14 protein-coding genes are annotated in these 20,940 nt (G+C 71.1%); 9 read left to right on the top strand and 5 right to left on the bottom strand.

The window, feature by feature from the left end; all coding sequences use genetic code 11:
- Positions 1–126: 126 nt before the first annotated feature.
- Complete coding sequence (gene rpoB, locus ACFQ87_RS00475) at positions 127–3,603, top strand: DNA-directed RNA polymerase subunit beta (RefSeq protein WP_380608298.1); 3,477 nt, start codon at positions 127–129, stop codon at positions 3,601–3,603.
- Between the two features lie 99 nt (positions 3,604–3,702).
- On the top strand, positions 3,703–7,596 hold the full coding sequence (locus ACFQ87_RS00470) for a DNA-directed RNA polymerase subunit beta' (protein ID WP_380608297.1): 3,894 nt from the start codon (positions 3,703–3,705) through the stop codon (positions 7,594–7,596).
- A gap of 118 nt (positions 7,597–7,714) precedes the next feature.
- Here ACFQ87_RS00470 and ACFQ87_RS00465 read toward each other — a convergent pair whose 3' ends face one another.
- From ACFQ87_RS00465 to ACFQ87_RS00445, 5 genes are all read right to left on the bottom strand, one after another.
- On the bottom strand, positions 7,715–9,022 hold the full coding sequence (locus ACFQ87_RS00465; protein WP_380608296.1) for a M48 family metalloprotease: 1,308 nt from the start codon (positions 9,020–9,022) through the stop codon (positions 7,715–7,717).
- Between the two features lie 173 nt (positions 9,023–9,195).
- Positions 9,196–10,146: a hypothetical protein gene (locus ACFQ87_RS00460; protein WP_380608295.1), complete on the bottom strand. Its 951-nt coding sequence runs from the start codon at positions 10,144–10,146 to the stop codon at positions 9,196–9,198.
- 44 nt (positions 10,147–10,190) lie between these two features.
- On the bottom strand, positions 10,191–12,428 hold the full coding sequence (locus ACFQ87_RS00455) for a hypothetical protein (protein WP_380608294.1): 2,238 nt from the start codon (positions 12,426–12,428) through the stop codon (positions 10,191–10,193).
- The gene (locus tag ACFQ87_RS00450) at positions 12,425–13,318 is read right to left on the bottom strand and encodes a hypothetical protein (RefSeq protein ID WP_380608292.1); all 894 of its coding nucleotides are present in this window, start codon (positions 13,316–13,318) and stop codon (positions 12,425–12,427) included. Before ACFQ87_RS00450 ends, ACFQ87_RS00455 begins: the two co-directional genes overlap by 4 nt.
- Before the next feature lie 111 nt (positions 13,319–13,429).
- Complete coding sequence (locus tag ACFQ87_RS00445) at positions 13,430–14,149, bottom strand: Crp/Fnr family transcriptional regulator (RefSeq protein WP_380608291.1); 720 nt, start codon at positions 14,147–14,149, stop codon at positions 13,430–13,432.
- A 230-nt stretch (positions 14,150–14,379) separates the two neighbouring features.
- Between ACFQ87_RS00445 and ACFQ87_RS00440 the strand changes: the two genes are divergently transcribed.
- The 7 genes from ACFQ87_RS00440 to ACFQ87_RS00410 all read left to right on the top strand — a co-directional run bounded on the left by ACFQ87_RS00440 (position 14,380) and on the right by ACFQ87_RS00410 (position 20,904).
- A complete protein-coding gene (locus tag ACFQ87_RS00440) occupies positions 14,380–15,054 on the top strand; it encodes a DUF4097 family beta strand repeat-containing protein (protein WP_380608290.1) in 675 nt (224 codons plus the stop codon).
- 82 nt (positions 15,055–15,136) lie between these two features.
- Positions 15,137–16,324, top strand: coding sequence for a sensor histidine kinase (locus ACFQ87_RS00435; RefSeq protein WP_380608289.1), 1,188 nt, complete (start codon positions 15,137–15,139; stop codon positions 16,322–16,324).
- Entirely contained in the window at positions 16,321–17,001 is a 681-nt protein-coding gene (locus ACFQ87_RS00430) for a response regulator (RefSeq protein WP_380608288.1), read from the top strand. The genes ACFQ87_RS00435 and ACFQ87_RS00430 overlap by 4 nt, the downstream gene beginning before the upstream one ends.
- A gap of 167 nt (positions 17,002–17,168) precedes the next feature.
- Positions 17,169–17,780: a hypothetical protein gene (locus tag ACFQ87_RS00425; RefSeq protein WP_380608287.1), complete on the top strand. Its 612-nt coding sequence runs from the start codon at positions 17,169–17,171 to the stop codon at positions 17,778–17,780.
- A 54-nt stretch (positions 17,781–17,834) separates the two neighbouring features.
- Positions 17,835–18,575: an NAD-dependent deacetylase gene (locus ACFQ87_RS00420; protein WP_380608286.1), complete on the top strand. Its 741-nt coding sequence runs from the start codon at positions 17,835–17,837 to the stop codon at positions 18,573–18,575.
- Between the two features lie 93 nt (positions 18,576–18,668).
- Positions 18,669–19,883, top strand: coding sequence for a cytochrome P450 (locus tag ACFQ87_RS00415; protein ID WP_380608285.1), 1,215 nt, complete (start codon positions 18,669–18,671; stop codon positions 19,881–19,883).
- A 22-nt stretch (positions 19,884–19,905) separates the two neighbouring features.
- The gene (locus tag ACFQ87_RS00410) at positions 19,906–20,904 is read left to right on the top strand and encodes an ADP-ribosylglycohydrolase family protein (protein WP_380608284.1); all 999 of its coding nucleotides are present in this window, start codon (positions 19,906–19,908) and stop codon (positions 20,902–20,904) included.
- Positions 20,905–20,940 lie beyond the last annotated feature (36 nt).

The raw sequence follows: 20,940 nt of genomic DNA, 5'->3' as shown, positions 1-20,940 counted from the left end.
GCGAAGCGGCTCTGACCTGGGGTTTCGACCCCGGCGGAGGCCGGTGGCGGGAGGCGGCACCTAGGCTCAAGCAGGCCCGGCTGGTACGCGCGTAGTGAGCTCCGAGCCCTCGGAAGGACCCCCCTCTTGGCCGCGCCGCGCAACGCCTCGAACAATTCCGCCGCATCCACCGCCCCGCTCCGCGTCTCCTTCGCGAAGATCAAGGAGCCCCTCGAGGTCCCGAACCTCCTGGCCCTGCAGACCGAGAGCTTTGACTGGCTGCTCGGCAACGCGGCCTGGAAGACCCGGGTCGAGCAGGCGCTGGAGTCTGGTCAGGACGTCCCCACCAAGTCCGGTCTGGAGGAGATCTTCGAGGAGATCTCCCCGATCGAGGACTTCAGCGGGTCGATGTCCCTGACCTTCCGCGACCACCGTTTCGAGCCGCCGAAGAACTCCATTGACGAGTGCAAGGACCGCGACTTCACGTACGCGGCTCCGCTCTTCGTCACGGCCGAGTTCACCAACAACGAGACCGGTGAGATCAAGTCTCAGACGGTCTTCATGGGCGATTTCCCGCTCATGACCCACAAGGGCACGTTCGTGATCAACGGCACCGAGCGTGTCGTCGTGTCGCAGCTGGTCCGCTCCCCGGGTGTGTACTTCGACTCCACCCTGGACAAGGTGTCCGACAAGGACATCTACTCCTGCAAGGTCATCCCCTCGCGTGGTGCCTGGCTGGAGATGGAGATCGACAAGCGCGACATGGTCGGCGTCCGCATCGACCGCAAGCGCAAGCAGTCCGTCACCGTGCTGCTCAAGGCTCTCGGCTGGACCAACGAGATGATTCTCGAGGAGTTCGGCGAGTACGAGTCGATGCGCAACACCCTGGAGAAGGACCACACCCAGGGCCAGGACGACGCGCTGCTGGACATCTACCGCAAGCTGCGTCCGGGCGAGCCGCCGACGCGCGAGGCCGCGCAGACGCTTCTGGAGAACCTGTACTTCAACCCGAAGCGCTACGACCTGGCGAAGGTCGGCCGGTACAAGCTCAACCGCAAGCTGGGCAACGCCGAGTCGCTGGACTCCGGCGTGCTCACCGAGCCCGACATCATCGGTGCGATCAAGTACCTGGTGAAGCTGCACGCCGGTGAGACCGAGTGGCGCGACGAGACCGGCCGCGACATCGTGGTCGAGGTCGACGACATCGACCACTTCGGCAACCGCCGCCTGCGCAACGTCGGCGAGCTCATCCAGAACCAGGTCCGTACGGGTCTCGCCCGCATGGAGCGCGTCGTGCGCGAGCGCATGACCACCCAGGACGTCGAGGCGATCACGCCGCAGACCCTGATCAACATCCGGCCGGTCGTCGCCTCCATCAAGGAGTTCTTCGGCACCAGCCAGCTGTCGCAGTTCATGGACCAGACGAACCCGCTGTCGGGCCTGACCCACAAGCGTCGTCTGTCCGCCCTCGGCCCCGGTGGTCTCTCCCGTGAGCGCGCCGGCTTCGAGGTCCGTGACGTGCACCCCTCGCACTACGGCCGCATGTGTCCGATCGAGACCCCGGAAGGCCCGAACATCGGTCTGATCGGGTCGCTGGCCTCGTACGGCCGGGTCAACGCCTTCGGCTTCATCGAGACCCCGTACCGCAAGGTCATCGAGGGTGTCGTCACCGAGCAGGTCGACTACCTCACGGCCGATGAGGAGGACCGCTACGTCATCGCGCAGGCCAACGCCCCGCTGACGGCGGAGCTGACCTTCGCCGAGCCGCGTGTCCTGGTCCGCCGCCGTGGTGGCGAGATCGACTACATCCCCGGCACCGAGATCGACTACATGGACGTCTCGCCGCGCCAGATGGTGTCGGTCGCGACCGCCATGATCCCGTTCCTCGAGCACGACGACGCCAACCGCGCGCTCATGGGCTCGAACATGATGCGCCAGGCGGTGCCGCTGCTGAAGAGCGAGGCCCCGCTGGTCGGTACCGGCATGGAGTACCGCTGCGCCGTCGACGCCGCGGACGTCATCACCGCCGAGAAGGCCGGTGTCGTTCAGGAGGTCTCGGCCGACTACGTCACCGTGGCCAACGACGACGGCACGTACACCACGTACCGCGCCGCCAAGTTCACCCGCTCCAACCAGGGCACCGCCTTCAACCAGAAGGTGCTCGTGGACGAGGGCGCCCGGGTCGAGTCCGGCCAGGTGCTGGCCGACGGCCCCTGCACCGACGCGGGCGAGATGGCCCTCGGCAAGAACCTGCTCGTGGCGTTCATGTCGTGGGAGGGTCACAACTACGAGGACGCGATCATCCTGTCGCAGCGCCTCGTGCAGGACGACGTCCTCTCCTCGATCCACATCGAGGAGCACGAGGTCGACGCCCGTGACACCAAGCTCGGCCCCGAGGAGATCACCCGGGACATCCCGAACGTCTCCGAGGAGGTCCTCGCGGACCTCGACGAGCGCGGCATCATCCGGATCGGCGCCGACGTCGTCACCGGTGACATCCTCGTCGGCAAGGTCACCCCGAAGGGTGAGACCGAGCTGACCCCCGAGGAGCGCCTGCTCCGCGCGATCTTCGGCGAGAAGGCCCGTGAGGTCCGCGACACCTCGCTGAAGGTCCCGCACGGTGAGTCCGGCAAGGTCATCGGCGTCCGCGTCTTCGACCGCGAAGAGGGCGACGAGCTTCCCCCGGGCGTGAACCAGCTGGTCCGCGTCTACGTGGCCCAGAAGCGCAAGATCACCAACGGTGACAAGCTCGCCGGCCGCCACGGCAACAAGGGTGTCATCTCCAAGATCCTCCCGGTCGAGGACATGCCCTTCCTGGAGGACGGCACCCCGGTCGACATCATCCTCAACCCGCTGGGTGTCCCGTCCCGAATGAACCCGGGACAGGTTCTGGAGATCCACCTCGGGTGGCTCGCCAAGCAGGGCTGGGACGTCTCCGGTCTCGCCGACGAGTGGGCCAAGCGCCTGCAGTCGATCGGCGCCGACCAGGTCGTGGGTGGCACCAACCTCGCCACCCCGGTCTTCGACGGTGCCCGCGAGGACGAGATCACCGGCCTGCTGGACAACACCACCCTCACCCGTGACGGTGAGCGCCTGGTGAACTCCACCGGCAAGGCCCGGCTGTTCGACGGCCGCTCCGGCGAGCCGTTCCCGATGCCGGTCTCGGTCGGCTACATGTACATCCTCAAGCTGCACCACCTGGTCGACGACAAGCTGCACGCCCGTTCGACCGGTCCGTACTCGATGATCACCCAGCAGCCGCTCGGTGGTAAGGCGCAGTTCGGTGGTCAGCGCTTCGGTGAGATGGAGGTGTGGGCCCTGGAGGCGTACGGCGCTGCGTACGCACTGCAGGAGCTGCTCACCATCAAGTCCGACGACGTCCTCGGCCGAGTCAAGGTCTACGAGGCCATCGTCAAGGGCGAGAACATCCCCGAGCCCGGCATTCCCGAGTCCTTCAAGGTTCTCATCAAGGAAATGCAGTCGCTCTGCCTCAACGTGGAGGTGCTGTCCTCGGACGGCCAGTCCATCGAGATGCGGGACTCCGACGAGGACGTGTTCCGCGCCGCCGAGGAGCTCGGCATCGACCTGTCCCGGCGCGAGCCGAGCAGCGTCGAAGAGGTCTGACGGAGGCCGGGCCGGCTGCCCCGAGCAGCCGGCCCGCCCCCAGGCCCCCCTCAGACCACAGATAAGACTCTCGAATTACGAAAGAGGGCTTGACGACCAGTGCTTGACGTCAACTTCTTCGACGAGCTCCGCATCGGCCTGGCCACCGCCGACGACATCCGCCAGTGGTCGCACGGCGAGGTCAAGAAGCCGGAGACCATCAACTACCGCACCCTGAAGCCCGAAAAGGACGGCCTCTTCTGCGAGAAGATCTTCGGCCCCACCCGGGACTGGGAGTGCTACTGCGGTAAGTACAAGCGCGTCCGCTTCAAGGGCATCATCTGTGAGCGCTGCGGCGTCGAGGTGACCCGCGCCAAGGTGCGTCGTGAGCGGATGGGCCACATCGAGCTGGCCGCCCCGGTCACCCACATCTGGTACTTCAAGGGTGTGCCGTCCCGCCTCGGCTACCTGCTCGACCTGGCGCCGAAGGACCTCGAGAAGGTCATCTACTTCGCCGCCTACATGATCACCTGGGTCGACGACGAGCGCCGCCAGCGCGACCTGCCGTCCCTGGAGGCGCACGTCTCGGTCGAGCGTCAGCAGATCGAGAACCGTCGCGACTCCGACCTCGAGGCCCGCGCCAAGAAGGCCGAGACCGACCTGGCCGAGCTGGAGGCCGAGGGCGCCAAGGCCGACGTGCGCCGCAAGGTGCGCGAGGGCGCCGAGCGCGAGATGAAGCAGCTGCGCGACCGCGCGCAGCGCGAGCTCGACCGCCTCGACGAGGTGTGGGCCCGCTTCAAGAACCTCAAGGTCCAGGACCTCGAGGGCGACGAGCTGCTCTACCGCGAGCTGCGCGACCGCTTCGGCACCTACTTCTCCGGCTCGATGGGCGCGGCGGCCCTCAAGGACCGCCTGGAGACCTTCGACCTGGCCGAAGAGGCCGAGCGCCTGCGCGAGATCATCCGCACCGGCAAGGGCCAGAAGAAGACCCGTGCGCTGAAGCGCCTCAAGGTCGTCTCCGCGTTCCTGCAGACCAGCAACAAGCCCAACGGCATGGTGCTGGACTGCGTCCCGGTCATCCCGCCGGACCTGCGTCCGATGGTGCAGCTGGACGGTGGCCGCTTCGCGACCTCCGACCTGAACGACCTGTACCGCCGCGTGATCAACCGCAACAACCGCCTGAAGCGCCTGCTCGACCTCGGTGCCCCCGAGATCATCGTGAACAACGAGAAGCGCATGCTCCAGGAGGCCGTCGACGCGCTGTTCGACAACGGCCGCCGCGGCCGTCCGGTCACCGGCCCGGGCAACCGCCCGCTGAAGTCCCTCAGCGACATGCTGAAGGGCAAGCAGGGTCGTTTCCGCCAGAACCTGCTCGGCAAGCGAGTCGACTACTCGGCCCGTTCGGTCATCGTCGTCGGCCCGCAGCTCAAGCTGCACCAGTGCGGTCTGCCGAAGGCCATGGCGCTGGAGCTCTTCAAGCCGTTCGTGATGAAGCGCCTGGTCGACCTGAACCACGCGCAGAACATCAAGTCGGCCAAGCGCATGGTCGAGCGTGCCCGCCCGGTCGTGTGGGACGTGCTCGAAGAGGTCATCGCCGAGCACCCGGTCCTGCTGAACCGTGCGCCCACCCTGCACCGCCTCGGCATCCAGGCCTTCGAGCCGCAGCTGGTCGAGGGCAAGGCCATCCAGATCCACCCGCTCGTCTGCACCGCGTTCAACGCGGACTTCGACGGTGACCAGATGGCCGTCCACCTGCCGCTCTCCGCGGAGGCGCAGGCCGAGGCCCGCATCCTGATGCTGTCCTCGAACAACATCCTGAAGCCGGCCGACGGTCGCCCCGTCACCATGCCGACCCAGGACATGGTGCTCGGTCTGTTCTTCCTGACCTCGGACCGCGACAACGTGAAGGGCGCCGGCCGCTCCTTCTCGTCGACCGCCGAGGCGATCATGGCCTTCGACGCCCGCGAGCTGGACGTCCAGGCCCCGATCGAACTGCGCCTCGGTGCCGGCACCGTCCCGCCGCGCGGCTGGACCGCTCCGGTGGACGAGGACGGCCAGCAGACCTGGTTCGAGGGCGAGCCCTTCCGCCTGACCACCACCCTGGGCCGCGCGCTCTTCAACGAGCTGCTGCCCGAGGACTACCCGTTCGTCGACTACGAGGTGGGCAAGAAGCAGCTCTCCGCGATCGTCAACGACCTGGCGGAGCGCTACCCCAAGGTCGTCGTCGCGGCGACCCTGGACAACCTGAAGGCGTCCGGCTTCCACTGGTCGACCCGTTCGGGTGTCACCGTCTCGATCTCGGACGTCATCGTCCCGCCGAGCAAGCCCCAGATCCTGGAGGGCTTCGAGGCGAAGGCGGAGAAGGTCCAGAAGCAGTACGAGCGCGGTCTGATCACCAACGACGAGCGCAAGCAGGAGCTCGTCGGCATCTGGACCCAGGCGACCAACGAGGTCGCGGACGCCATGGCCGCGAACTTCCCGAAGACGAACCCCATCTTCATGATGGTCGACTCGGGTGCTCGTGGAAACATGATGCAGATGCGCCAGATCGCCGGTATGCGTGGTCTGGTGTCGAACGCCAAGAACGAGACCATCCCGCGACCCATCAAGGCGTCGTTCCGTGAGGGTCTCACCGTGCTGGAGTACTTCATCTCCACCCACGGTGCCCGTAAGGGTCTGGCCGACACCGCCCTCCGTACCGCCGACTCCGGCTACCTCACCCGTCGTCTGGTCGACGTCTCCCAGGACGTCATCATTCGCGAGGAGGACTGCGGCACCGAGCGCGGCCTGAAGCTGTCGATCGGCTCCGTGGGCGCCGACGGCGTGCTGCGCAAGGCCGACGACGTCGAGACCAGCGTGTACGCCCGCATGCTCGCCGAGGACATCACCGTCGACGGCAAGCTGCTGGCCACCGCCAACACCGACCTCGGTGACGTGCTGATCGACGAGCTGATCCGCCACGGCATCGCCGAGGTCAAGGTCCGCTCGATCCTGACCTGTGAGTCGGCCGTCGGCACCTGTGCCTTCTGCTACGGCCGTTCGCTGGCCACCGGCAAGCTGGTCGACATCGGTGAGGCGGTCGGCATCATCGCCGCCCAGTCCATCGGTGAGCCCGGTACCCAGCTGACCATGCGTACCTTCCACACCGGTGGTGTGGCCGGTGACGACATCACCCAGGGTCTGCCGCGTGTCGTCGAGCTCTTCGAGGCCCGTACCCCCAAGGGTGTGGCCCCGATCTCGGAGGCCACGGGCCGGGCGCGGATCGAGGACACCGAGAAGACCCGCAAGATCGTCATCACGCCGGACGACGGCACCGACGAGATCGCCTACCCGGTCTCGAAGCGTGTGAAGCTGCTGGTCAGCGAGGGCGAGGCGGTCGAGGTCGGCCAGAAGCTGACCATGGGTGCCACCAACCCGCACGACGTCCTGCGCATCATGGGCCAGCGTGCCGTCCAGGTCCACCTGGTCGCCGAGGTCCAGAAGGTCTACAACTCGCAGGGCGTGTCGATCCACGACAAGCACATCGAGATCATCATCCGGCAGATGCTCCGCCGCGTGACGATCATCGAGTCGGGCGACGCCGAGCTGCTCCCGGGCGAGCTGGTCGAGCGTGGTCGCTTCGAGACCGAGAACCGTCGTGTGGTCTCCGAGGGCGGTCACCCCGCCTCCGGCCGTCCGCAGCTGATGGGTATCACCAAGGCCTCGCTGGCCACCGAGTCCTGGCTGTCGGCCGCCTCCTTCCAGGAGACGACCCGGGTCCTCACCGACGCGGCGATCCACGCCAAGTCGGACCCGCTGCTGGGCCTCAAGGAGAACGTCATCCTCGGTAAGCTCATCCCGGCCGGTACGGGTCTTCCCCGCTACCGCAACATCCGGGTCGAGCCGACCGAGGAGGCCAAGGCCGCGATGTACTCGGCCGTCGGCTACGACGACTACGACCTGTCGCCCTTCGGCGCCGGCTCCGGCCAGGCGGTTCCGCTGGACGACTACGACTACGGCCCGTACACCGGCTGAGTCACCTTTTCGGCCGGCGACGGCCGCTGATCGCAGGGCGGTCACCCCTCACGGGGTGGCCGCCCTGCGGCGTTTCCGGCTACCGGGCGCGCTCAGCGGGTGTGCTCAGCGGGCTGGTTCAGCGCGTGCCGGCGGCGGCTGCCGCGCGCCAGTCCTCCAGACGGCGGATCCGGGTGTGGGTGTCGGGGTGGGTGGAGAGCAGCCGCTGACCGAGGCCCGGACGGACGGCCTTGCCGCCGTTCTCCCGCGCGGCGACCGCCAGCGCCGCCTCCTCGTCCCGCAGGAAGCCGTGGAAGACCTCGATCATGGCGTCGGCGAAGCCGAGCTCGGCAGCCTGGATGTCCGCCCGCAGCTCGGAGCGGCGGCCGACCGCGGCGAGCAGGTACGGCGTGACCAGGACCAGCAGCAGTGGCGGGAAGGAGAAGGCCACGGCCACCACCAGGACCACCGCGACCAGCCCGACCACGAGGGCGCCGAGCAGCGAGAAGATCGAGGCGATCTGGAACGCGATGACCGCCGCGAACCGGAAGACCACCCAGGCGATCCGGGCCGGCATCGAGTACCAGTAGCCGAGCAGGGTCGCCCAGGCGTGACCGCCGCGGTGGTGGCCGAGCTCATGCGCGAGCACGGCGGCCAGCTGGGCGTCGGGGAGGGTCTCCAGCGCGTACCGGGTCACGCCGACGATGTGTCCGGCGGCGGCGGTGGCGTTGATCGCCTTGTGGTCCTCGATCCACAGGTCGTACGACTCCGGGCTCACCCCCGCCTTGGCGGTCACCTGGTGCCAGATCGGCTCCAGCCGGGTCAGCTCGGAGTGCAGCGCGGGGCGCATCCGGAAGAGGTAGCGGGCGAGGAGCTTCTCCGTCGGGCGGTGGAAGACCAGGGCGCCGGAGGCGACCCAGAGGCCGATCAGCAGCCAGTTGAGCGGCTCGGGGAGGAGCAGCGAGACCAGCGTGACGACCAGCAGGCTGCAGAGGAAGTGCGGGAGCTGGAACAGCAGCTGACCGATCGTGGTGGCGTCGGCGCCGCGCTGGCGGGCGGCCATGTGGATCCGGCCGGTGTGCGGGTCGATGTCGACCGTGGGGTCGAGTACGGGCGGCTGCGGCGGTGCGGGCGGCGGGGCGAAGCCCTGGGCGGGGACGCGGGGCGGCTGCTGCGGGGGCTGGTGCGGGGGCGGGGGCGGGGGCGCGTACTGCGGCGGGACGGTGGTGGGGTACTGCGGGGCCGCGGTGGGGTGCTGAGGAGCCGGGGCCGGGTACTGCGGCGGGGCCGCGGTGGGGTGCTGAGGAGCCGGGGCCGGGTACTGCGGCGGGGCCGCGGCCGGGTGCTGGGGAGCGCCGTGCGGCTGCTGCGGCGGGACGGTCGGGTACGGCGGCGGGGACGTCGGGTACTGCGGCGGCGGAGCGTCCGGATGGGTCGGTTCGGTCATGACGGAGTCCTTGGGACGGGACGCGCGCGGCAGCGGCGTCCGTACGGCGGTGGACGGGTCTGGACGGGTCTGGACGGGTCTGGACGGGTCTGGACGGGTGTGCGGATCCGGGTCGGCCCAGCAGCAGGGCGGTGACCAGTGGGAACAGGCCGGCGCCTACGGGTTCCTCGGGTTCACTGGGGGAGCGTCGGGTTCGGGCCCTTGTCGAGCCGGGGCTTCTCCGGGGCGCCGGGCCGGGCGCGCAGGATGGCCTCGAACGCGGCCTTGGCGTCCTGGCGCGGGCCCTCCAGCTCGAAGTCCTCCAGGGCGTCCTGGTCGAGCAGTCGCTGGATCACCGAGAGCTGCCCCTGGACCAGCTCCTGCTGCTCGTCCTTCAGGTAGCCGAGCGCCCGCGGCAGGTCCTCCGGGTGGGCGGCGACCTGGAGGGCCCAGGCGGCCACCCCGCCCTGCTCCAGGTGGTATTGGTAGAACTTCGCCTTCGCGGCCAGGATCTCGTTCGCCTCCTGGACCTGCCGGAGGGCGTGCGGATGGGCCTGGGTGTCGAAGTGGTACCCGCGCAGCCGCTCCTTCTGGTCGCGGGCGGCCTGGTCGATGTCGAGCTGGACGGCGCAGCCCACCCGCAGGCCCTCGGCCTCGGCGACCGGGTACTCGTCCAGCGCCTGTTGGACGGCGAGTTCGGCCTCGCCGCTCTGGTCGGTGGTGAGGGCGCGGGTGACCGCGCGCATCCGCTGCCGGATGCGGGGGACGAGCACGGCCGGGACGTCACCGATCCGGCTGGTCACCACCAGCTCCGGGACCGTGACCTGCCAGTCGATCTCCACCACCGCCTCGAAGGCGCCGACGTCGTCCCGGCCGGGCAGCCGCTCCACCATCCTCAGGTGGTGCAGGCCGAGGTCGATCTCGTACGCGGCCTGGTAGCCGCGGCCGACCAGATCGCTGAAGCCGGGGCGGTGCGGCGGGAGGAAGACCTGGTGCTCGCCGGAGGGCGAGGTCAGCACCAGCGCGGAGTCGGCGCGGGCGGCCGGCCGCTTGGGCAGGCCGAGCGAGCGGCCCAACGGGTGGACCTTCAGGACCGGGTCACTGAGGTCCCCGGCGGGGAGGTCGGGGCGGTGTCGTGCCGACATGCGCGGATGCTCCAGGATCGGGACGGGTCGGGTGGGCTTCGGCTTCAGCCGCTGGACGGGGACGGTGCGGGCGGCAGGGTGGCCGGGCCGCCGTCGCGGACGGTGCGGACGAGGTGGTCGAGCCGCTGGCGGTCGCGCTCGGTGACCGCCAGGTCGTCGAACAGCTCGGTGAGTCGGGAGTTCGTCTCGGGCTGGTCGGTGGCGCCGATCAGCCAGCCGCGCAGCACGCCCAGGGCGACGGTGCCGTAGAGGCGGTCGGTGAGGGCCGTACGCCACAGGAGGGCCAGCAGGGACCGGACCGGCGGCGGCTCCTCGGGGGCCGACAGCACCGTGACGCTGACCACGCCCCCCGGTTCGGGGCGCGGGCTCCGGGCGTACCAGTCGAGCAGCAGCGGCCGGCCCACGACGGTGTCCTCGGTGCGCTGAGCGGCGGTCAGGAAGGTGGCCAGGGCGAGTTGCCGCAGGCCGGCCGGGCCGGAGAGCCAGCGGACCAGGGCGCGCAGGGCCTCCTCGGCCTCGGGGGAGAGCAGCAGCAGTTCGGCGGCCTCGACCAGGCCGAGTGCCTGGTAGCGGCCCGGCTGGTCGACGGCCGGGGCCTGGCTGCCGAGCCGGAGCTTGGCGGCGAGCTGGTCGAGTTCCGCGGCGGTGAGCCGGTCGGCGGCCAGCGCGAAGGCCTCCAGCGCCTGGGCCGGGAGCAGCGGGCCGAGCAGGGCGTAGCAGCGGATGGCGGTCCAGCGGCGGTGGGCGTTGTCGTCGGCCGCCCAGCTGCGCAGGATGCGCGGGACGGCGGCGGTGCCCGCGTGGTACGCGAGGGCGAGGCTGTTGGCGGCCTGGACACACAGCCGGAAGTCCTTGGCGCCGGACCACGGGCCGAGCAGTCCGCTCATCGTGGCGGAGAGGTCGACGGAGGCGAGCAGGGCGGTGGCGGAGGCCACCCGGGTGCGGACCAGGGCGCGGGAGTCGGTGGCCAGCGCGTTCAGCCAGCCGGTGATCGCGGGGCGGGCGGAGGGGTGGCTCGCCCAGACCTCGCGCAGCAGCGTGTGCGAGGTGCGGGGGTCGAGGAAGGAGGCCATCCGCTGCGGGACCGGTCCCCACGGGGTCTGCTCGGTCTCCTCGGTGAGTTCGGCCCGGGAGAGGGTCATCCGCTCCTCGATCGAGCTGCCGAAGGGCGGGATGCCGTCCGGCTCGCCGGCGGTGCGGATGGTCTCCAGTCGGCGGAAGAGCTTGTCAGCGCCCTCAGCGGCGAGGGTGTACGGGGCGTGGTCGAAGACGGCCAGGGACAGCAGGAACGCCTTTTCGCGGAGCGGGAGTTCCTGGTCGCCGAACCAGCGGCCGACCTGTTCCTGGACGATGCTTTGGCCGAACTTGGCGAGGTTCGAGGGGTCTGTTCCGAGCGAGTACTCGGACAGCGCAACAGCGAACTCGGCGAGCTCCCGCATAGGCCGGTTCTGGGCCAGGAGCTCCTGGACCGGGTCGAGGGCGAGCAGCTCTCTGACAGGCGGGGCCGAGACATGCGCCAGCAGAGCAGACAAATGCTTGCGCAGCACGTCCCGAGGGTCGGGCGGCTGCCAGTCGACCGAGGGCAGTTCGCGGATCGCGCTCGAGCGGATGGTGGTGATGACCAGGTAGCCGTCCTGCTTGGCGAGGGTTTCGCGGAGGCGGTCGAGGTCGGGGCGGCGTAGCGGGCGGGTGCGGGAGGTGGTGTAGTCGGCGAGCAGGTAGCCCTTGGCCTGCTCGGCGCCGGTGAGTACGGCGGCGGGGGAGACATCGGGGTCGAGGTTGCGGATTTGCCGCGCGCCCATCACTCGCAGCAGCATCAGTCCGGCGGCGCGACGACCGGTGTCGGCACGGCCGGTGAGGATCAGGACCCGCTGTTCGCGAAGTTGCTGGATGGCGTCATCGAAGTCCGGCCCGGGTTGGAAGACTGAGGTTAGAGCGGCGAGTTCGTCGAGAGGGACCTCGCCCGAGGCGTGCAGCGGGGCGCCGAAGGCGGAGCCGAGCTGGTAGACGGTGGTCTTGTGGCCGGTGACGACGTCGCCGTGGACCTGCCCGCCGGAGACGGTGTGCTGGTCGCCGCCGACGAGGTCGCCGCCGAAGCGGGGGTTGCCGCCGGCGAAGAGGAAGCCGTGGCCGGCGAAGGCGTCCGGGACGTGCTCCAGCAGTTCCTGGGCGGCCTCCCAGGCGTTCTGGGGTTCCTCGGGCGGGGCCTCCTGGAGCTCGGCGCCGTCCTGGTCGGGGTCGGCTGGCTGCTGGGCGGCCTCCTGCTCGGGGGTGGCGGTCATCGGTCGCCGCCGACGGTGTTGCCGGTGTTGACGTCGCCGTGGACCTCGCCGCCGGAGACGACGTGCTGGTCGCCGCCGATCAGGTTGCCGCCGAAGGACGGTGAGCCGCCGAGGAACTGGAAGGTGGCGGGGGTCCGGCTCTGGGCCGGGGCGGCGGCGGGGGCCGGGGCCGGGGCGGTCGTAGGGGCGGCGGCGGGGGCCGGGGCCGGGGCGGTCGTAGGGGCGGCGGCGGGGGCCGGGGCGGTCGTAGGGGCGGCGGCCGCGATGGGAATGCCCTGGGGGGCCGGGGGGACGGCGACCGGGGCCGGCGCCGGCTCGCCGTGCAGCCAGGCGGGGAAGTCGCCCTCCTTGCCCTGGACGGTGATCCGGTGGAAGGCGCCCGTCGGCAGCCCGCCGTGACCGTGCCGGACGATGCCCTGGTAGACCGCGTCGGAGACGCTGATCACGCACGGGCCGTCCCGGTGCTTCAACGCCTCCCGCAGGGCCGTCGAGTCGAGCAGCCGGAAGGCCTGGTTGAGGTCCCAGCCGACCGCGCCGCCGAGCGCTCCGCCCAGCTCCTGGACGGCGACCTCGCCGGCGGCGAGCACGATCCGCAGTCGTACCCGGGCGCTGTCGGCGGCGAGGCGGTTGTTGGCGTGCAGCAGGGTGGGGGTCTCGTTGATCAGGGCGTGCAGCAGTTTGGCTTTGGGAACGGTGGGGCTGATCAGGGCCATCACCGAGTCACCGCGGTCCTCCAACCGCTGTTCGGCGGGTTCGATGCCGGCGCTGCGCAGCGTCTCGTGCAGGACGGAGTAGAGCATCCGGCGCATGAAGGCCTGCTCGACGTCGTCCCGTCGGCCGAACTGCTCGATGTCCAGCAGCAGGATGGTGTGGTTCACCGGCTCGGTCATGGTTACCTCTCGGTTCGTCAGCTGGCCTCAGCCTGCCCGGTGCGGGCAGAGTGGCGTGAGCGCGGGTGAGGCATTCGTTCTGTGACGGTGTGCACAGAACCTCTGTACGGATCAACGGAGTTGACCGGACCTCCGGAGCAGGTCGGGGCGCGCGATGACCAGCGAGCGGCGGCTGGTGGTGACGATGCCGCGGTCCCGAAGGGACTTGAGCAGCCGGGCGACGGCCTCCCGGGAGGCGCCGACCGAGCCGGCCAGCTCCTGCTGGCTGAGCGGGACCGAGATGACGATGCCCTCGTCCGTCCGGCGCCCGTGGGTGCGGGCCAGTTCCAGCAGGAGGTCGGCGAGGCGCTCGCTGACGCTGAGCGAGGCGAACTTCAGCCGGTGGTGGTCGGCCGCGCGCAGCCGGTCGGTGGAGAGTGCCAGTAGTTGCATCGAGGCCGCGGGGGTACGTTGCAGGTAGCCGGTGAAGGTGGCCCGGTCGACGGCGGCGGCCTCGACCTGCTCCAGCGCGGTGACGGTGGCCGCCCGGGGCCGTCCGCTGAGGGCGGCGGACTCGCCGACGATGTCGCCCGGTCCGCGCAGCGCGAGCAGTGCCTCGTACCCGTTCTCGGCGGCGGCGGTCACCTTCAGCCAGCCGTGCAGGACGAGCAGGACGTGGTCGGAGGGTTCGCCCTCGCGCAGCGCGGTGGACCGCGCGGGGTAGCTGAGCCGGCGGCCGAGGGCGAGCAGTGCGCTGCGGTCGGCGTGGTCCAGCCTGGCCAGGAAGGGCACGCGGTCGTCGAGGCCGTGGCCGGTCGCGGGACCGGGTCCGCCGGACGGCGTGTTGGCCATGCCTGATCAGCCCTCGTTGTGTTCGCCTCGGCGGGGGTGGGCGCGGGTGGTTGAGCGCGGGCAAACAAGCTACTCGCGAACCGGCCGCGCCGTCGGCGATTTCGCGAATTCCCCTTTCCTCCCCCTCGCGGGGGAGCCGAGGGAACCGCTCCGGCGGGGGAGGTGGCGGAGGGGCCGCTGCGGGAGGCTTCTCGGTGTCGGGATGACGGGGCTTGAGAAGGGGGCCGGAAATGAAGCGGGTGCTGGGCGCGATGGCGATCACGGCGGGGGTGCTGGTCGGGATGTCGGGTTGTCTGCCGATCGGGGACGACCAGGAGCACCGGACGGTCAGCTACGGGGTGGCCGATCAGGTCAAGGAGCTGGTGGTCGAGGGGCAGAACGGCGGCGTGGTGGTGACCGGCGGCGGCGACGCGGTGCACGTGGTCGAGAACCAGAACTACAAGGGGGACGCGCCGAAGAGCACCCACGAGGTGAAGGACGGCGTGCTCCGGCTGACGTACGACTGCGGCTCCTGCGGGATCGGGTACACCGTGCAGGTGCCGGCCGGGACCAAGGTACGGGTCAAGGAGGGCAACGGCGGCATCAAGCTGTCCGGGCTGGCCGCCGAGGTCGACGCCGACGTGACGAACGGCGGGGTCGAGGCCGGCGGGCTGACCTCCCCGCAGGTGCGGCTGAGCGCCGTGAACGGAGGAGTGCGGGCCGACTTCGCCGGCGCGCCGTCGAAGGTGGAGGCGAAGACCTCGAACGGCGGGGTGAAGCTGAAGGTGCCGTCCGGGGAGACGTACACGGTGGACGCGCGGGCCACGACGGGCGGGACGGACGTGAGCATCCCCTCCCAGCCGGGCGCGGCGCACAGCATCACCGCGCGGGCGGAGACCGGCGGTGTGACGGTCAGCGGTGCCTGACCGGGCGGTGCCGGAGGTTCTGCCGGTAGGGCATGATCTTCTCCGCGGGGGCGGGGCCCCCGGGTACGGGGGAGGTACGAGGGTGGAGCGCGTGGCGCGCTGGCGGACACGGACGACCGGGCTGAGCCCGTACGTGCTGGACACCTTCCTGGCGGTCTGCTCGGCCGCGGTGTCGGTCTGGGCGGTCTACAACGACGACACGGACTGGCCCTGGTGGGTCTACCTGCTGGCGGTGTCCACCGCGCTGTACCTGCCCTGGCGGCGCCGCGCCTCGCTGACCGCCCTGATCGTCGGCAGTGTGCCGTCGCTGGTGCTGTCGGTGGTGGCGCACTCGGCGAACCCGCAGGTGCCGCTGTACGCCGTGATCGGGATGTACACGGTGGCGGAGCGCTTCCCCGACCGGCAGCGTTGGCCGGTGCTGGCGGTGGTGGTGGTCGCCAACGTGATCGGCACCCACTCGCCGAACGGCGCGCTGTTCAGCGTGCTCACCTCGGGCGGTTCCTTCGTCTTCGGCGCCTTGGTGCGCACCCAGCGGGAGTTGGCCCGGATCCAGGCGGAGCGGGCGCGGGAGGCCGGCGAGCGGGCGGCCACCGAGGCGGCCCGGGCGGTCGCCGAGGAGCGGGCCCGGATCGCCCGGGAGATGCACGACATCCTGGCGCACGCCGTGTCGTTGATGGTGATCCAGGCCGAGGCCGGGCCGCTGGTGGTGCACAACAAGCCGGAGCGGGCGATTCGCGCCTTCGACACCATCGCCGATTCGGGCCGTGACGCGATGGTCCAACTCCGGCGCGTGCTCGGGGTGTTGAAGGATCCGGAAGCGGGGCGGGAGCTGGCGCCGCAGCCCCGGCTGGCCGAACTCGCCGACGTGGCCGAGCGGGTGCGCGGGGCCGGCCTGCGGGTGGAGTTCGAACTCGCGGACGGGCTGGGCGCGGTGCCCGCCGACGTGGAGGCGGCGGCGTACCGGATCGTGCAGGAGGCGCTGACCAACACCGTCAAGCACTCCGGGGCCGACCGGGTCGCGATCCGGGTTCGGCGCACCGGTGACGTGCTGGAGGTCGTGGTGTCCGACAACGGGCGCGGCGTGCCGCTGAAGGCCGACCGTACGGTGGCCGGCTGGTCCGGCGGGCGCGGGCTGGTCGGCATCCGCGAGCGGGCGGCGGCCTGCGGCGGCCGGGCCGAGGCCGGTCCGGGGCCTGAGGGCAAGGGGTTCCTGGTGAGTGTCCGACTGCCGCTGGGGTCGGCGGGCGTGGTGGAGAGGGTGGGCGGATGACGTCGATACGGGTGGTGGTCGCGGACGACCAGGAGCTGGTGCGGGCCGGGTTCGGAATGATCCTGGACGCGCAGCCGGACATCGAGGTGGTGGCCGAGGCGTGCGACGGCGCCGAGGCGGTCGAGGCGGTGCGCGCCCACAACCCGGACGTGCTGCTGCTGGACGTCCGGATGCCGGTGATGGACGGGCTGGAGGCGGCCCGCCGGGTGTGCGCCGAGTTCCCGTCCACCAAGGTGATCATGCTGACCACCTTCGACATCGACGACTACGTCTTCGACGCGCTGTACGCGGGCGCCAGCGGCTTCCTGCTCAAGGACGTCCGCCGGGACGACCTGGCGCACGGGGTGCGGATGGTCGCCTCGGGGGAGGCGCTGCTCGCGCCCTCGGTGACCAAGCGGTTGATCGGCGAGTTCGCCGCCCGCCGTCCGGGGGCGCCGGACCGGGCGCAGCGGCCGCCGTCCAAGCTGCTGGAGCAGCTGACCCTGCGCGAGCAGGAGACGCTGCGGCTGATCGCGCGCGGGCTGTCCAACGCGGAGATCGCGGCCGAACTGGTGGTCAGCGAGCACACCGTGAAGACGCACGTCAGCAATGTGCTGAGCAAGCTCGGGCTGCGCGACCGGGTGCACGCGGTGGTGTTCGCGTACGAGGCCGGGGCCGTGGTGGCGGGGGAGTCCTGACTTCCGGCAGGGGAGGCGTGAGCGGCTTTCCGACCGGGCAGTCCTGACCGGCTCCCCCCAGCGGGGGAGGCCGGGAGTTCGCCGGTGCGGGCGATCCGCGACGAGGGCCCCGGCCGGGAGGCTCTGGGGTGTCGCAACGGATCACGGACACCACGGGAGAACCTCGCATGAACGCCCTCCGGAACAGCCGCCTCACCTGCTATGCCGCCGTCGGCGCCCCCGCGCTGATCGCCCTCTACGGCGGCATCCGCCTGGTGCCCGGCTCCCGCGCCCCGGGCCTCGGCTGGACCGCCGGGCACACCGCGATGTTCGCGGGCCTGCTGCTGTTCGCCCCGGTTCTCCTCGCCCTGCGCCGGCTGCTCGCCCCGCGCGGCACCACGGTCGGGCGGCTGGCCGCGAACACCGCGCTGGGAACGGCGTTCATCGGCCTGGCGGCCTCGCTGGCGCAGATCGGGATCGACCTCTACGTCGGCCTGGCCTCGGCCACCAAGGACGAGCAGGCGCGCCTCTTCGAGCGGGTCCAGGACGTCCCCGGGGTGCTGCCCGCCGTCTACAAGGTCGGCCCGCTGCTCTTCTACGTCGGCCTGCTGGCCCTGCTGGTCGCCGCCTCGGTGGGCGCGGCCCGGACGCTGCGCTGGTGGAGCCCGGTGCTGATGCTGCTCGGCACCGTCGCCTCGGCCGCTGACCTGGCCTTCATCCCGCTCGCCGCCGCCTGCTACCTCGGCGCGCTCTCCCCGCTCACCCGCCCGGCCCCCGCGCCCCGCGCGGCGCTGGCCTGACGGGACGTCTATATCGGTGGCCGCGAGTGGTGCGGCGGCCGTACCTTCCGGGGTATGAACGCCAAGCGTCCCCTGATCGCCGTGCTCACCGGCGCGGGCATCTCGACCGACTCCGGCATCCCCGACTACCGCGGCCCGCAGGGGCTGTGGCAGAAGGACCCGTCGGCGCAGAAGCTCGTGACCATCGGCCCGTACCTGGCCGATCCGGAGGTCCGCAAGCGGGCCTGGCTGATGCGCCGCGACGCCGGCGCGCTGGCCGCCGAGCCGAACGCCGGGCACCGCGCGCTGGTGGACCTGGAACGTTCCGGCCTGCCGGTGCGGGTGCTCACCCAGAACGTGGACGGGCTGCACCAGCGGGCCGGTCTGCCCGCCCGCAAGGTGTTCGAACTGCACGGCACCGCCCGGGAGGTGCAGTGCGTGCGCTGCCGGGTCACCGGGACGATGGAGGAGGCGCTGGCGCGGGTCGAGGCGGGCGAGCCGGACCCGGCGTGCCGTGACTGCGGCGGCATCCTCAAGCCGCGCACGGTGATGTTCGGGGAGAACCTGGACCCGGTGGTGCTGGACCAGGCCGACGCGATCGCCAAGGCCTGCGACATCTTCGTCGCGGTGGGCACCAGCCTCCAGGTCTACCCGGTGGCCGCGCTGCCGCAGATCGCGGTGGAGGGCGGCGCCCGGCTGATCGTCATGAACGGCGAGCCGACCCCGTTCGACGAGGCCGCGGCCGAGGTGATCCGGGAGCCGATCTCCCAGGCGCTGCCCGAGCTGGTGCGGCGGCTGGTCACGGAACGGGCGTGAGAGCAGGTGGCCGTGAAAGGGTCTCGTGACGGACGTACCGCGTGCGTACGATGATCCTTCCGGCTTCCCCTCACGGCCTGGAGTGAACGACCGATGACGACGACGGCGAAGTTCGACCCCTGGTCGGCGGCTTTCGTGGCCCACCCGTACGACGCGTACGCCGAGCTGCGCGAGCACTCGCCGGTGACGTACTTCGAGCCGACGAACCAGTGGCTCGTTTCCCGCCACGAGGACGTCAGCGCCCTGCTGCGCGACCGCCGGCTCGGTCGCACCTACACCCACCGCTTCAGCCACCAGGAGTTCGGCCGCCTCGAGCCCGACCCGGCGCACGAGCCCTTCCACACCCTCAACGACCACGGGCTGCTCGACCTGGAGGCGCCCGACCACACCCGGATCCGCCGCCTGGTCTCCAAGGCGTTCACCCCGCGCATGGTCGAGGGGCTGCGGCCGACAGTCCAGCGCCTCGCGGGCGAACTGGTCGACGGGCTGCTCGCGGCCGGCGGCGGCGACCTGATCGCCACCGTCGCCGAGCCGCTGCCGGTCGCCGTGATCGCCGAGATGCTCGGCGTCCCGGAGGGCGACCGGCACCTGCTGCGCCCCTGGTCCGCCGACATCACCGGGATGTTCGAGCTCAACCCGAGCGAGGAGACCGCCCGCCGGGCCGTCACCGCGAGCATCGAGTTCTCCGACTACCTGCGCACCTTGATCCGCGAGCGCCGCACCGCCCCCGGTACCGACCTGATCAGCGCCCTGATCCAGGCCCAGGAGGGCTCCGACGCGCTCAGCGAGCAGGAGATGGTCTCCACCTGCGTGCTGCTGCTCAACGCCGGCCACGAGGCGACCGTCAACACCACCGGCAACGGCTGGTGGGCGCTGTTCCGCAACCCCGGGGAACTCGCCCGGCTGCGCGGCTCGGTGGACGAACTGCTGCCCACCGCCGTCGAGGAACTGATGCGCTGGGACACCCCGCTGCAGATGTTCGAGCGCTGGGTGCTGGAGGACATCGAGGTCCGCGGCGTCACCATCCCGCGCGGCGCCGAGATCGCCCTCCTCTTCGGTTCCGCCAACCGCGACCCCGAGCGCTTCGCCGACCCCGACCGGCTCGACCTCGCCCGCGCCGACAACCCGCACATCACCTTCGGCGCCGGAATCCATTTCTGCCTCGGCGCGCCTCTTGCCAGACTGGAGCTCACCGAGTCCTACGGCACCCTGCTGCGCCGGGCCCCGGGCCTGCGGCTGGTCCGCGAGCCCGAGTGGAACCCGGGCTATGTGATCCGTGGGCTCAAGGAACTGCTGGTCGAGGTCTGACAGAGGAAGAGGGGGAGCGGCCGTGGGCAAGGCGACGGGGGCACTGCTGGGGCTGGCGATCGGGGACGCGATCGGCCACCGTACCGAGTTCGACGAGATCGAGCACATCGCCCAGTACTGCCCGGACTGGCGGCAACTGCCCTTGCCCGAGCCTGCGCTGGTCACCGACGACACCCAGATGACCCTCGCCCTCGGCCGCGGCCTGCGCACCGCCCTGGAGCGCGGGCCCCTGACGCCCCTGCGGCTGGAGCGACCGGTGCGCGAGGAGTTCGTCGACTGGTGGCGCTCCCCGGAGAACAACCGCGCCCCCGGCATGACCTGCCTGCGCGCCTGCGAGCGGCTCAGCCGTCCCGAGTACCGCTGGCAGCAGGCGAGCGACGTCGGCTCCAAGGGCTGCGGCGCCAACATGCGGGTCGCCCCGATCGGATTGATCCGCGACCTGGACGCCCGGCAGCTCTCCGGCGCCGCCCAGCTGCAGTCCGCGCTTACCCACGGCCACCCGACCGCGCTGGCCGCCAGCGACCTCACCGCGTACGCCGTGCGTAAGCTCGCCGAGGGTGTCCCGCCCGCCGGGCTGCCCGCGGTGCTGCGGGCGTACGCGCTGGCGAGCCGCGAGCGGTACGACGAGTTCTGGCTGGGCGACCTCGCCGCGCGCTGGTACGGCAGCTCGCCGCAGGCCGTCATCGCCCGCGGCTGGGACGACTGCCTGAAGTCGCTCGACGACCTCGATGCCGCGCTCGCCGCGCACGACCTGGAGGCCGACCCCTGCCTGATCACCGGCGAGGGCTGGATCGCCGAGGAGGCCTTCGTCACCGGCCTGCTCTGCTTCCTGCTGCTGCCCGAAGACCCGGTCGCCGCCGTCCGCCGGGCCGCGTACAGCTCCGGGGACTCCGACTCCCTCGCCTGCCTGACCGGAGCCTTCGCCGGCGCCCACCACGGCGAGTCGGTCTGGCCGCAGGAGTGGGTCGAGCGGATCGAGTACCGCGACGAGCTGCTGGCGCTCGGGGCGCTCTGGGACTGAGCGGTCGTGGATGAGATACGAGACCGCATCCAGCGG

Origin of the sequence: Kitasatospora sp. NPDC056531 (assembly GCF_042794375.1) — a bacterium.
In the GTDB taxonomy this organism is placed as follows: domain Bacteria; phylum Actinomycetota; class Actinomycetes; order Streptomycetales; family Streptomycetaceae; genus Kitasatospora.
This window is presented reverse-complemented; position numbering and strand designations above follow the sequence as displayed.

Coding starts and splice junctions, on each gene's coding strand:
- ACFQ87_RS00465 (WP_380608296.1), bottom strand. CDS start 9,022: ATGACCGAACCGACCCATCCGGACGCTCCGCCGCCGCAGTACCCGACG.
- ACFQ87_RS00455 (WP_380608294.1), bottom strand. CDS start 12,428: ATGACCGCCACCCCCGAGCAGGAGGCCGCCCAGCAGCCAGCCGACCCC.
- ACFQ87_RS00440 (WP_380608290.1), top strand. CDS start 14,380: ATGAAGCGGGTGCTGGGCGCGATGGCGATCACGGCGGGGGTGCTGGTC.
- ACFQ87_RS00415 (WP_380608285.1), top strand. CDS start 18,669: ATGACGACGACGGCGAAGTTCGACCCCTGGTCGGCGGCTTTCGTGGCC.
- ACFQ87_RS00445 (WP_380608291.1), bottom strand. CDS start 14,149: ATGGCCAACACGCCGTCCGGCGGACCCGGTCCCGCGACCGGCCACGGC.
- ACFQ87_RS00425 (WP_380608287.1), top strand. CDS start 17,169: ATGAACGCCCTCCGGAACAGCCGCCTCACCTGCTATGCCGCCGTCGGC.
- ACFQ87_RS00430 (WP_380608288.1), top strand. CDS start 16,321: ATGACGTCGATACGGGTGGTGGTCGCGGACGACCAGGAGCTGGTGCGG.
- ACFQ87_RS00420 (WP_380608286.1), top strand. CDS start 17,835: ATGAACGCCAAGCGTCCCCTGATCGCCGTGCTCACCGGCGCGGGCATC.
- ACFQ87_RS00450 (WP_380608292.1), bottom strand. CDS start 13,318: ATGACCGAGCCGGTGAACCACACCATCCTGCTGCTGGACATCGAGCAG.
- ACFQ87_RS00460 (WP_380608295.1), bottom strand. CDS start 10,146: ATGTCGGCACGACACCGCCCCGACCTCCCCGCCGGGGACCTCAGTGAC.